Below are 12,351 nucleotides of genomic sequence, written 5' to 3'. Positions count from 1 at the left end.
CCTCTTCGGGATGAAGGTGAGGCATTTGGTGAAAAACTGAAGGAAGCGGGAAATCGTGTGGAAGTGCACAGGATCGCAGGTGCGTTTCACGGGTATTTTGCACTGGGGATCAAATTTCTGCATGTGCAGGAAAGCTTTGCATATGTAAATCGTTTTCTGGAAACAGAGGAACAGGAAGAAGGAAAGCATCATGAAGAACGAATATGCACAGTGGAGAAAACTTGACAATGCGGCGCTGGCGTTCCCGGCGGTGACAGGAAAGAATGACACCAGGGTATTTCGTTTTTACTGTGAACTGAAAGAAGAGATAAAAGAAGAAAACCTGCAGGAAGCCCTGGAGAGGACATTGGAAAAATATCCTCTTTTCCGTGCAGTTTTAAGAAAGGGACTGTTCTGGTTTTATCTGGAGAGACGTGATATTCCGGCAGTGGCAAAGAAAGAAGCAGGTGCACCCTGCAGCGGACTTTATATTCCGGACAAAAAAACGCTTCTTTTTCGGGTGAGCTATTATAAGAACAGGATCAATTTCGAGGTATTTCATGCGCTGACGGATGGAACGGGAGCCATGCATTTTCTGATGGAGCTGGTGAAAAATTATCTTCAGGAGACGCACCCATCCGCAGAGCTTCCGGAGCTTTTTTCGGATGAAAACATTACGGGCAGGGATATGGAGGAGGACAGCTTTTCCCAGTATTATTCCTCCGACGCGCCAAGAAAGAGAGAGTCCAAGAAGCCTGCCTTCCAGTTAAAAGGCGAGAAGCTCAGGCAGGAGGATATGAGTATCACGGAAGTCTGTATTCCGGTAAAAGAGATCCACGCCCGTGCAAAAGCGGCCGGTGTGTCGATCACGGTTTTTCTTACGGCAGCACTTATCTGGGCGATCCATGAAGAAGTACCTCAGAATCAGGCGAAAAAGCCCATTGGTCTGATGATCCCGGTAAATTTGAGAAATTATTTTCCGTCCCGGTCTATGGCAAATTTTTTCGGATGGATCGAGATCAGCTGTTATTTTCAGCCTGATACAGCCTTTGAGGATATTCTGAGATCCGTAAAGGAGCAGTTTGCAAAGGAACTGAGTAAGGACGTGATCGAAGCAAAGCTGAATGATCTGGTAAGCCTGGAGAAAAATCCGATCCTGCGTCTGGTACCACTGGAGATCAAAACCCCGTTCCTTCTTGCCGGGACGACTCTCGGAGGGAGGTCTATCACGGCGATCTATTCCAATGTGGGGATCATCCGGATGCCGGAGGAATATCGGAAATATATTCAGAGATTCGGACTTTTTGCAAGCACGGACAGTCTGCAGCTGTGTTCCTGTTCTTTTGGAGATGAGATGGTTTTAAGCTTTACGTCCAAGATCCCCAATGGAAATATTGAGCGGAATTTTGTGGAGAGACTGAAAAATGAGCAGGTATCCTGTACAATTCGGGAGAATGATCTTCCGGGACAGAAAGAGGAGCAGAAACAGCAGATGAAGCTTTTTGAGAGCTTTACATTTCTGTGTATTGTGCTGGCTGTGGTATGTAATCTGATCGATTATCTGCTGGATAGTCATATAGGCTGGGCCTGGTTTGTGACTGCAGGGGCGTTCTGCACCTGGCTGATGGTTTCAGTGGCTTATGTGAAGCGGCGGAATCTTCTGAAGAATGAGATGTGGCAGCTGGTGATCGCAGCTGTTGCAGGAGTGCTTTGGGATGTGTTTACCGGCTGGCGTGGCTGGTCTGTGGATTATCTGCTTCCTCTGGCTTCGCTTGCTGTGATCTGCTCCATGTGGGTGATCACTGCGGTACAGAAGCTGGAGGTGGCGGAATATATGATCTATCTTCTGGAAGCAGGAGCTTTCGGAGGAGTGATCCCTGTGATCCTGCTGGCTGCCGGTGTGGTAACGGTGCTGTATCCGTCGCTGATCTGTATATGCGTCAGCTTTCTGATGCTGGTATGGCTGTTCCTGTTTAAGAGGAAAGATATGGTGCGGGAGATGCAGAAGAAATTCCGTGCATAGAAAATAAAAACAACCGTCGATCTGCAGAGGACTTTTTGAAGATCTGTCTGCAGACCGGCGGTTGTTTAGCAAATAAAGGAAGTTCCCTGCAGAGCTGCGAAAAGCAATAAGCAGAGGGGAAAACTTGCCCGGTGTTCGGAGATCAGAATCCGAAGTCCTCATAGTCCTCAGGTGTGAACTTATGATAGATCATATGCTCACCCTCCAGGGACAGACAATACCGGTAGTCATCCGGAATCCCGTCTTCGAAATATACAAGATAATCAAATCCGGTTCCGGTTGTTTTTTCCATGTGTACATGGTCGGAATAAGCATGAAAAACGTCCATCACTTCATCCAGAGTACAGCCATGACGGGCAACCGTGCCTATAAAGCGTACCAGAAATTCACTCGGCTTCCGGTTTTCGTGAACGTAGTCCGAGGCCTGAGGCGGCAGGGTGATGCAGAAACGCCCGTTTTTGGAAGAAGCCGTTACTTTTCCAAGACGGTCACAGGCATGATCTGAGAATTCTTCCATAGCATGCTGCATTTCTTCTTCCGTAAGCTCTGTGCCAAGAAGGCGGTTCAGAGACTGCAGCGGATAATAAAAACGGGTAACTCCGCTCATGTATCCGATCTTTACCTGTTGTTCCTGAATCATATCCAGGAGATTATTTTCCAGTTTTTTGAAATTCATTATGTTTTTCCTTTCCGGGGTCTGAAGGTTTATTGAACTGCATACATTCAGATCCCATTTTTTTCGCAGATATCATTGAGACAGCAGCGGTCACAGTAAGGCTTTGTCCGCGCTGTACAGACTTCTCTTCCATGATTGACAAGACGGTGGCAGAGATCATTGCCTTCTTCCGGAGGGATGATCTTCCAGAGAGCCATTTCCACCTTTTTTGGATCCTTCATGTCATGGACAAGGCCGATGCGGTTGGAAAGGCGGATACAGTGAGTATCTGTTACAATGGCGGGCTTGCCGAATACGTCACCCATGATTAGGTTTGCGCTTTTTCGGCCCACACCGGGAAGTTTCAGAAGCGCGTTAAAGTTTTCCGGCACCTTGTCGTGATACTGTTCGTGGAGAATGCGCATACAGGCGCTGATGTCCCGGGCTTTGCTTTTTCCAAGGCCGCAGGGACGTACAATGGCTTCGATCGCTTCCGGCTCTGCGGCTGCCAGGGCTGCCACATCCGGGTATTTTGCATAGAGATCTTGAACAACTACATTGACCCGGGCATCGGTGCACTGAGCTGCCAGACGGACACTTACAAGAAGCTTCCAGGCATCATCATAATCCAGTGTACAGTCTGCATCCGGATATTCCTTTTTTAAACGGCTGATAACTTCATAGGCCAGTTCCTGTGTTGTCATTTGTATATGAACCATCCTTTCAATTTCGGTTATATTACTGAATTACTACAGCCAGGATGATACCACAGCATTCGGAGAATTACAAGGTGGACAGGAGTACAGAAGCAGTGTGTGGCATTTGGGGATTTTATCAGCAGAGCAATTTTGGGAATCCCCCCCAGGGGCTTGTTAATACCCTGACAATTTGGTACATTAAACGTGACCTGTGAGGGACCTGATCTCCCTCACGTGAATAGAAAAGTGCGGAGGAATCAACGTGGAAAAACTTCTCGATGAAATCGAATCTTACTGGAGCACCCGTACAGAAGGGTACTCCGAAGTGAATCATAAAGAGCTTGCAGGAACGCAGAAAAACGCATGGCTTAAGGTGCTGACCAGTCAGTTTCCGGACAAACCCAAGGAAGAGATCCGTATCCTGGATATCGGAACAGGCCCCGGATTTTTTCCTGTGATCCTGGCAGAAGCCGGATATCATGTAGATGCAGTGGATTATACGGAAGGAATGCTGGAAAAGGCAAAGGAAAATGCAGGAGACCTTTGCCGGAATATCCGCTTTTTGAGGATGGATGCACAGAAGCTGGATTTTGAGGATAATACCTTTGACGTGGTCATTTCCCGAAATCTTACCTGGAATCTGGAGCATCCTGATGTTGCTTATAGAGAGTGGGTCCGTGTACTGAAGGTAGGAGGAAGACTTCTGAATTTTGATGCCAACTGGTACGGTTATCTTTATGAGGAAGAGCAGCGTAAGGCCTACGAAAACGACCGGAAAAATGTGGAAAACAACAGCCTGGATGATCACTATCTCTGTACGGATATTGAGCGCATGGAGCGGATCGCCCTCCAGGTACCGCTGTCAAAGATCAGTCGTCCCCAGTGGGATGTAAAAACTCTCCGGGAAGCAGGACTTCTTGGAATCCGCACAGACACAGAAATATGGAAAACGGTCTGGAGTGAGGAGGAGAGATTAAATTATCAGTCCACACCAATGTTTATGGTAACTGGTGTAAAGCCGGATCATTTCCTGAATCTTCCGGTTGCGGCAGGAGAAAAAACAGAAGGCTTTCTTGAGCTCGGAGATGGAGAATTTGTCCTTCCGGCAACCATCATCCGTGGAAAAGATCCGGGAAAAACCGTTCTCGTCACAGCAGGTCTTCATGCAGGAGAGTATGTGGGAATCCAGACTCTGATCGAGCTGTCGAAGCGGCTGAAGCCGGAAAAGGTAAAGGGCCAGCTGGTTCTGGTAAAGGTGCTGAACCGGGAAGACTTTGAGAAGCGTGCAGGCAGTATCAGCTGGGAGGACGGAAAAAATCTGAACCGTGTTTTCCCGGGCAAAAAGGACGGAACAAAAATGGAACGTCTGGCGGCAGCTATCACAGAATCCCTGATCCGGAAGGCGGATTATTATATCGATCTTCACGGCGGTGACGATTATGAGGAACTGACTCCGTATGTATATTTTGCAGGCGTGGCAAAGCCGGAGATCGTGGAAGCCTCCCGAAAGATGGCAGAGCAGGTTGATGTCCCATATATGGTACAGTCAAATGTAAGCACAGGCGGCGCCTACAATTATGCGGCAAGTACCTTCCACATTCCGGCGGTCCTTCTGGAACGCGGCTGTATGGGAACCTGGGAACGGGAGGAAGTGGATTCCATGCGAAGAGATGTAAGAAATATCCTCTGCAGCATCGGAGCCTATAACGGAATCCGTTCCCACAGTACGTACTATCCGCTGAAAATGGATGATGTGCGTTATCAGTGCGCCAGTGTCAACGGTCTCTGGTACCCGGTGAAGAAACCAGGCGATATCGTTCATCAGGATGAGTATCTTGGAGAGATCCGTGATTATGAGGGAAATGTACAGGAAATCTGTCGTGCAGACATGGATGGTGTGATCCTTTATCAGGTATCAAGCCTTCAGGTTGTGGAAGGCGGCCCTGTGATCACCTACGGAAATATCGTAAGAGAAAAAGACGAGCGGAAAACAAGGATCGCCCAGTACTGGACCAGGCGCAGCGACAGCTTTCTGGAACAGAGAAGAGCAGAGCTTCACAGTGCACTTGCAGGCCGCTGGATGGCTGAGCTTAAGAAGTATCTGCCTGAGAAAAAGAATCTCCGGATCCTGGATGTAGGCTGCGGAACCGGATTTTTTACCATTCTTCTTGCAAAGGAAGGCCATCAGGTAACCGGGATCGATCTGACGCCGGATATGATCACTCATGCAAAGGAGCTGGCGGAGGAAGAAAAAGCAGACTGCCGGTTTATGGTGATGGATGCAGAAGCTCCGGATTTTCCGGATGAGGAATTTGACGTGATCGTATCACGAAACCTTACCTGGACACTTCCGGACGCGGAGCATGCTTATCAGGAATGGTTCCGCGTACTGAAACCGGGCGGAGTGATGATCAATCTGGATGCAAACTACGGAGCAGCAGACTTTGCGGACACTGCGGATCTTCCGGAGAATCATGCCCATCATCAGATCCAGGATGAGCTGATGCAGGAATGCGAGGATATCAAGCGGCAGCTGCCCATCAGTTCTTTTCTGCGTCCGGCATGGGATCTGGAAACGCTGAGCCGTATAGGTGTGGAAGAATTTTTCTTTGATCTTGGTATCAGCAAACGTATTTATACAGAAAAAGACGAGTTTTATAATCCGACCCCGATGTTTTTGATCTTTGCGAAGAAACCGAGGTAGGATCATGCTCAATATAAAACAGATCCAGTATTTTGCGGCCTGTGCCAAAACAGGCTCCTTCAGCCAGGCTGCAGAGCTGCTTTTTACCACGCAGTCAAATGTAAGCAAGGTAATCCGTTCCATGGAAGATGATATGCGTACCCAGCTGTTTGTCCGTCATGCAAAGGGCATAGAGCTGACACCGGAAGGAGAGCGTGCATATATCCATGTGCAGAGGATCCTGGAAAATATAGATGAACTGGAAATGCAGGCACAGCCACTTGCAAAAAGCAACCTGTGTGTATGCTTTCATCCCAGCTCCTGGTTTGCGGATACCTTCGTAACGTATTATGAAGCACATAAGTGCGATGATCTTCATTATCAGGTTTACGCAGCAGATACCCATGAGATCATAAAACGTGTGAAAGCCAGACAGGATGATATGGGATTCGCCTATGTGATGCAGAATCAGCTGGCAGCGTTCCAGTATTTTCTTTCCCGGAATTACCTGGAATTTGAGCTGCTGACGGAAACCGAGGTAAATATTTATACCGGGAAAAGGAAAGCAGATACAGCAGATGAGGGAGCTTTTAATATGTCCCAGCTCAGGCTGATCCAGAGATTTCCCGATGAATTTTCCCCGGATAATTACCGGAACCTTGTAGAGGAAAACGGTCATTCCGCAGTGGAGGCAGAGACCGTAGTCGTAACAAACAGTGATTATATCGTGGAACGTCTTCTTGGGTCCGGAGAGTTGTGTAATATCAGTGGTGCGGATCTTTCCGGCCGTGATCCGGGATATTCCTCCGTGAAATATACATTTCCGGGAGAAGGCCAGAAACTTGTTTACGGGTGCATTTGCCGGAGAGGTGAAGAGCTCAGTGAACAGGGAAAGGATTTTCTGGGATTCGTGAAGGAAAGACTTCAGATTTCCGGGAAGTGATAAAAGAATAAAGCAAAAGACCAGACGGGATTTTTCTGCACGGGACACAGGTTCCTGATACAGAAAAGTCCCGTTTTTTATATGGAATACACATCCATGCTAAAACCGACTGTCCAATATCCCCGTACCGGGGTTGTCCGAAAGCTGTTAAATGATAAAATAATATCAGCAGCACACTCCGCGTGCTGAATATAAAAACACTGTGATGCACATAACCTCCGCGCACTCCTATTTGTGCATACAAATGTTTTGTCGAATAATAACACGACCCTTTCAAAAGCAGTTATGGTTTTGGATGCCATAACTGCTTTTGAAATATGAACACAAATCGCTCCACGATTTGTGTTCATGAGCATGCAGCAGAGCGGAATGCGAATGTCTGTCTGAACTGTAAAGGGCAGTGGGAAAGGAAAATTATGAACAAAGAAAATAAACTCGTCATCCGGATCCTGAAGCGGATCCTTCTGCTTGCTGTGGTTATGTTTCTGCTGTCTGTGGTGGTGTTCTGGCTGGCGAGACTGGCACCGGGAGATCCCCTGCAGTCCTTTTACGGAGATTCCCTGGAAATGATGACCAGCGATGAGGTGGCTGCGGCCAGAACGAGACTAGGACTGGATCAGGGGATCGGGGTACAGTATGTAAGGTGGTTTACCAATGTAGTCCATGGTGATTTCGGATTGTCGCTGAAATACAGGCAGCCGGTTATGAATGTGATTAGACCGCTGATCGGAAATACTCTGGTGCTGGGAGGAATTGCTTATATTGTGATCTTTATACTGGCAGTTCTGATCGCCATATTCTGTACGCTTCATGAGAATCAGTGGATCGACCGGCTGATCTGCAAGATCGGAACAGCAGCCTATTATGTGCCGGCTTTCTGGCTTGGTGTGGTACTGATCCTGATCTTCAGTGTAAATCTTGGATGGTTTCCAAGCAGCGGTGCCTATGATGTGGGAATGGCAGATAGTATCGGCAATCGTATGAAGCATATGATCCTTCCGCTGGTAGTAATGATCTTCAGCCATCTCTGGTATTACGCATATATGATACGTAACAAATTCCTGGATGAGGTGCGGAAGGATTATGTACTTCTTGCCAGATCCAAGGGACTTTCCAAAAGAAAGATCCTGTGGAAGCATTGTCTTCGAAATGTAATGCCGACGATCGTGAGTATTATGGCAGTTTCGGTACCCCATGTAACGGGTGGGACTGTAACTGTGGAAGCTGTTTTCAATTATGCGGGAATTGGAAATCTTGCAGTGGAATCTGCTAAATATCATGATTATAACCTGCTGATGATCGATGTGCTGATCACGGGATTCATCGTATTTTTAAGCAGCTTTGTTGCACAGACTGTCAATGAAGAGATCGATCCAAGAATGAAGGATTCGGAGGTGAGGGTATGGTAGCTGACCGGAAGCTTTCAGAAGCTGAGCTTTTTCAGGTAGTTGGTGCCGGGTGGAAGCAGCAAGGATCTGAAAAACGAAAAAAAACATTTCAGGAAAAGCTGAAGGGGAAACCGGTATTTTCCATGTTCCTGCTTTTTCTGATCGTTTTTGGCTGTGTATTTGCAAATGTTGTTGCAAATCATGATCCCTCAGGTTTTTATCTCCAGAATCTGAATACACCGCCGGGAAAGGAATTTATCTTTGGAACGGATTCGCTTGGAAGAGATATTTATTCACTGATCTGGTATGGCGGAAGGGTTTCTCTGGTGATCGGACTTCTGGGTGCTGCGATCATTACTGTGATCGGTGTTACCTACGGATGCATCAGTGGAACAGCAGGTCCAAAGGTGGATTCGGTTCTGATGCGGTTTACGGAAATGTGCGGAAGTATTCCGACCCTTCTGCTGATCCTGATCCTGTCTGCGGTTATTCAGGCCAATGATGTGATCAGCATATCTGTGATCATCGGTATTACCGGGTGGTTTGCACTGGCACGTATTGTAAGAAGTGAAGTACGGCAGATAAGGAACAGTGATTATGTGATGTATGCAAGACTCTGCGGAGGAAGTTTTGGATATGTGATGTATCACCATCTGATCCCGAATTTTGTTTCGGCGATCATGTTTGTAGTAATTTCTTCGGTAAGCAGCTGTATTACCATGGAATCTACTTTAAGCTTCCTTGGCCTCGGGCTTCCGGCAGATGTAGTCTCCTGGGGAAGTATGCTCTCACTGGCAAATAAAGCACTGATCATGAATACCTGGTGGGTGATCGTGATCCCAGGAGTTTTTCTGGTCATTACTTTAATGTGCATTACCAGTATGGGAAGCTTTGTGAGAAGTGAGGTAAATAACCATTACAGCAATCTCTGATGCAGTCAGAAAAAAAATTTGGACGCAAACCGTGATAAAACATTCCGAGATGTAGATAACCGGTTTGAAAATAAGGAAAGATGAGGAAAACAGAATGAAAAAGAGAACAGGAAACAACTATGGAAGAAAATATGCGGCGATAACACTGGCAGCAGTGACCGCAGCATGTACAGGAGCAGCTGCAGGCAGTGCGGTAACCGTAGCTGCGGCAGAAGAAAACAAAACTCTGGTATATGCAGGTGAGTCAGAAAGTACGATCAATCCCCTTCTGAATAATCATGATGAACTTCCGGATCTTATTTTTTCAGGACTGATGAAATATGATGCCAATGGAAAGCCGGTAGAGGATCTTGCAGAGAGCTATACCTTTGACAAGGCTACCAATACCTATACTTTTAAGCTTCGAGATGGTGTTAAGTGGCATGATGGAGAAGATTTCAATGCAGAGGATGTTGTATACACATATAAGGAGCTTACAGAGGATGAAACCCTGGGAGCCAGCATCACCAGCAACTATCAGGACATTACAAGCATTGAGGCACCGGATGATCAGACTGTGATCTTTACACTGGATCAGTATGATGCTGCCATGCTGGATTATTTTACCATGGGAATCCTTCCTGAGCATCTTCTGGAAGGAGAGGACGTGAATACCACATCCTTTAACCAGAATCCGGTGGGAACAGGCCGTTATAAATTTGAAGACTGGGATGCTACCGGCGGAATGATCACACTGAAACGAAATGAAGATTATTACGGAAAGGTTCCGAATATTGAGACCGTTGTATATCGTACAGTATCGGATGAGACTACAAAGGCAACCATGCTCCAGTCCGGTGAGGCGGATCTTGCATGGCTGAATTCCAACTACGCTTCTCAGTTCAAGGATAAGGACGGATATAATTACTGGGAGTTCACCACAGCAGATTACCGTGGAGCAGCCATGGATATGAGCACAGATTTCTGGAAGGAAAACGGAGATTCTATCGGCGTTCTGAATTATGCGCTGGATAAGGATTCCATTATTGCAGGTGTTCTTGCAGGACAGGGAGAGCCGGCATACAGCCCGATCCAGAGAAACCCTCTCGGAACAGATAAGGAAGCCAATATCTACTCCTATGATTTGGATACCTTTGCAAAGAAGATGGAAGAGCTGGGATGGAAAAAAGGTGATGATGGGATCTATGAGAGAAACGGACAGAAATTCCACTTTACCATCCAGGTACGTGATTACGAAGAAGAGCGTGTGGATATTGCCAATGTCATGTCTGATATGCTGAAGCAGGCTGGTGTGGAAATGGAAGTAAAGCTTGTTACCAAATTTGACTGGGATGCAGGATACAATGGATTTCTTGCCGGCTATGCAACACAGTTTGACCCGGATATGGCATATGTAAACTTTGTAACCGACGCAAGTGGAAACAACATGCATTATTCCAATGCAGATGTGGATAAATATCTTGAGGAAGGCCGTCACGGTGAGACTGAGGAAGCCAGAAAAGAAGCATATAGTGAATTCGAAAAGGCATATGCCAAGGCACCTGGAATCCTTCTGGTTGCTTATCTTCAGGGAGATTATGTAGGCGTTTCCGGACTTGACGGACTGGATACCACACGTGTTCTGGGACATCATTCCGTAGGTGTTATGTGGAATATTGAAGACTGGACCATTACAAAATAAGGAAAAGATCATGCAGGAAACCGTTTTGGAATTAAAAAACTATTCGGTAAGCTTTGACACACCGGACGGCGAGGTACAGGCCGTCCGGAATGTTGATCTCACGGTAAAAAAAGGAGAGATACTTTGTATCGTAGGTGAGTCCGGATGTGGAAAAACCGTTATGTGCCGTAGTGTGATGAAACTGCTGCCGCCAAATGCACATGTAAAAAGCGGAGAGATCAGTCTCTGCGGAGAGAATATCACAGCCTATAAAAGAAAAAAAATGGAAAAGCTGTGCGGAAGTAAGGTAAGCATGGTGTTCCAGGATCCTATGCTGACGCTGAATCCGACGATCCCTGTTGGCAAACAGATCACAGAGGCTATTATCAAAAATCAGAAAGTATCCGGGGATGAGGCGAAAAAAAGAGCTGTGGAAATGCTGAAGCTGGTAGGGATTCCGGATGCAGAACAGCGCTATGGACTGCAGCCTCATTTTTTTTCCGGAGGAATGCGTCAGCGTTGTGTGCTGGCTATTGCACTGGCCTGTGATCCGGAAATATTATTTGCCGATGAGGCGACTACAGCATTGGATGCAACCGTGGAAGCAAAGATTCTGGATCTGCTTCTTGAGCTGAGAGAAAAAACAGGGATCAGTATTGTGTTCATATCTCATGATCTGGGAGCTGTTGCAAGGATCGCAGACAGAGTTGCAGTTATGTATGCAGGAAAGATCATTGAGATCGGGACAGCGGAAGATGTTTATTATGATCCCCGGCATCCTTATACCTGGGGACTTCTGTCTTCTCTGCCTGTATTTGCAGGTGAAAAAGGGGAGTTGAATCCAATCCCCGGAATGCCGCCCTCTCTTTTGGATCCTCCGCCGGGAGATGCGTTTGCCGTTCGGAATCCCCAGGCACTGGCAATCGATTATGAACAGACTCCTCCGATGTTTGAGGTCAGTGATACGCATTATGCAGCCACATGGCTTCTGGATGAAAGAGCTCCGAAAATAGAAAAACCCTCCATTTTGAAGGACAGATTACAGAAAAACAGCTGCCATAAACAGAAACCGGATAAAAAGGAAGCGCCATTTTTACAGAAAACAGAACAGAAACAGGCGCCTGTACTGATCGAAGCCAGAAATCTGAAGCAGTATTTCCGTATCCGTTCCGATTATACGATCCATGCAGTGGATGATGTTTCCTTCAGTATCCGGGAAGGTGAGATTATGGCACTGGTGGGAGAGACCGGCTGCGGAAAATCCACGACAGCCAGAACGCTTGCAGGAATCTACCGGCCTACAGGCGGGGAGATCTTTTATCAGGGAGAAAGAGTGCCGGATAAAAAGGATCCTTTCGGAATGCGGAAGAAAATGCAGACTGAGATCCAG

At 46.9% G+C, this 12,351-nt stretch carries 10 protein-coding genes; 8 read left to right on the top strand and 2 right to left on the bottom strand.

The annotated features are described in order from the left end of the window. Positions 1 to 225, top strand: a 225-nt coding sequence (locus AB5026_RS05285; protein ID WP_368212917.1) for an alpha/beta hydrolase, incomplete at its 5' end; no start/stop codon positions are given. After that, entirely contained in the window at positions 191 to 2,002 is a 1,812-nt protein-coding gene (locus AB5026_RS05280; protein WP_173761411.1) for a DUF6320 domain-containing protein, read from the top strand. The genes AB5026_RS05285 and AB5026_RS05280, both read left to right, overlap by 35 nt. 142 nt (positions 2,003 to 2,144) lie before the next feature. On the opposite strand, the gene AB5026_RS05275 is transcribed toward AB5026_RS05280, so the two are convergent. Together AB5026_RS05275 and nth are read right to left on the bottom strand one after the other, a co-directional pair. Continuing rightward, on the bottom strand, positions 2,145 to 2,678 hold the full coding sequence (locus tag AB5026_RS05275) for a DUF3877 family protein (protein ID WP_161209162.1): 534 nt from the start codon (positions 2,676 to 2,678) through the stop codon (positions 2,145 to 2,147). Between the two features lie 47 nt (positions 2,679 to 2,725). Beyond that, positions 2,726 to 3,361 carry an endonuclease III gene (nth, locus tag AB5026_RS05270; protein ID WP_368212915.1) on the bottom strand — a complete coding sequence of 212 codons (636 nt, stop codon included), beginning with the start codon at positions 3,359 to 3,361 and terminating at the stop codon, positions 2,726 to 2,728. A 256-nt stretch (positions 3,362 to 3,617) separates the two neighbouring features. On the opposite strand from nth, the gene AB5026_RS05265 reads away from it, so the two are divergent. The 6 genes from AB5026_RS05265 to AB5026_RS05240 form a co-directional block, all read left to right on the top strand. Next, on the top strand, positions 3,618 to 6,059 hold the full coding sequence (locus tag AB5026_RS05265; protein ID WP_288161746.1) for a methyltransferase domain-containing protein: 2,442 nt from the start codon (positions 3,618 to 3,620) through the stop codon (positions 6,057 to 6,059). 4 nt (positions 6,060 to 6,063) lie between these two features. Next, positions 6,064 to 6,981 carry a LysR family transcriptional regulator gene (locus AB5026_RS05260; protein ID WP_161209158.1) on the top strand — a complete coding sequence of 306 codons (918 nt, stop codon included), beginning with the start codon at positions 6,064 to 6,066 and terminating at the stop codon, positions 6,979 to 6,981. Between the two features lie 416 nt (positions 6,982 to 7,397). Continuing rightward, positions 7,398 to 8,390: an ABC transporter permease gene (locus AB5026_RS05255; RefSeq protein WP_092071774.1), complete on the top strand. Its 993-nt coding sequence runs from the start codon at positions 7,398 to 7,400 to the stop codon at positions 8,388 to 8,390. Continuing rightward, on the top strand, positions 8,384 to 9,301 hold the full coding sequence (locus AB5026_RS05250; protein ID WP_161209156.1) for an ABC transporter permease: 918 nt from the start codon (positions 8,384 to 8,386) through the stop codon (positions 9,299 to 9,301). The genes AB5026_RS05255 and AB5026_RS05250 overlap by 7 nt, the downstream gene beginning before the upstream one ends. A 94-nt stretch (positions 9,302 to 9,395) precedes the next feature. Next, on the top strand, positions 9,396 to 10,982 hold the full coding sequence (locus AB5026_RS05245) for an ABC transporter substrate-binding protein (protein ID WP_161209154.1): 1,587 nt from the start codon (positions 9,396 to 9,398) through the stop codon (positions 10,980 to 10,982). A gap of 10 nt (positions 10,983 to 10,992) precedes the next feature. Beyond that, positions 10,993 to 12,351: oligopeptide/dipeptide ABC transporter ATP-binding protein (locus AB5026_RS05240; RefSeq protein WP_368212912.1), on the top strand; the 1,359-nt coding region annotated here is incomplete at its 3' end.

This window comes from Blautia sp. RTP21359st1_E11_RTP21359_211015, from assembly GCF_040910705.1.
GTDB lineage: Bacteria > Bacillota > Clostridia > Lachnospirales > Lachnospiraceae > Blautia_A > Blautia_A fusiformis.
This window is presented reverse-complemented; position numbering and strand designations above follow the sequence as displayed.

What these genes read in the sequence shown, in the direction of transcription:
- AB5026_RS05260 (WP_161209158.1), top strand. Translation starts at nt 6,064, where the DNA reads ATGCTCAATATAAAACAGATCCAGTATTTTGCGGCCTGTGCCAAAACA.
- AB5026_RS05275 (WP_161209162.1), bottom strand. Translation starts at nt 2,678, where the DNA reads ATGAATTTCAAAAAACTGGAAAATAATCTCCTGGATATGATTCAGGAA.
- nth (WP_368212915.1), bottom strand. Translation starts at nt 3,361, where the DNA reads ATGACAACACAGGAACTGGCCTATGAAGTTATCAGCCGTTTAAAAAAG.
- AB5026_RS05255 (WP_092071774.1), top strand. Translation starts at nt 7,398, where the DNA reads ATGAACAAAGAAAATAAACTCGTCATCCGGATCCTGAAGCGGATCCTT.
- AB5026_RS05250 (WP_161209156.1), top strand. Translation starts at nt 8,384, where the DNA reads ATGGTAGCTGACCGGAAGCTTTCAGAAGCTGAGCTTTTTCAGGTAGTT.
- AB5026_RS05280 (WP_173761411.1), top strand. Translation starts at nt 191, where the DNA reads ATGAAGAACGAATATGCACAGTGGAGAAAACTTGACAATGCGGCGCTG.
- AB5026_RS05245 (WP_161209154.1), top strand. Translation starts at nt 9,396, where the DNA reads ATGAAAAAGAGAACAGGAAACAACTATGGAAGAAAATATGCGGCGATA.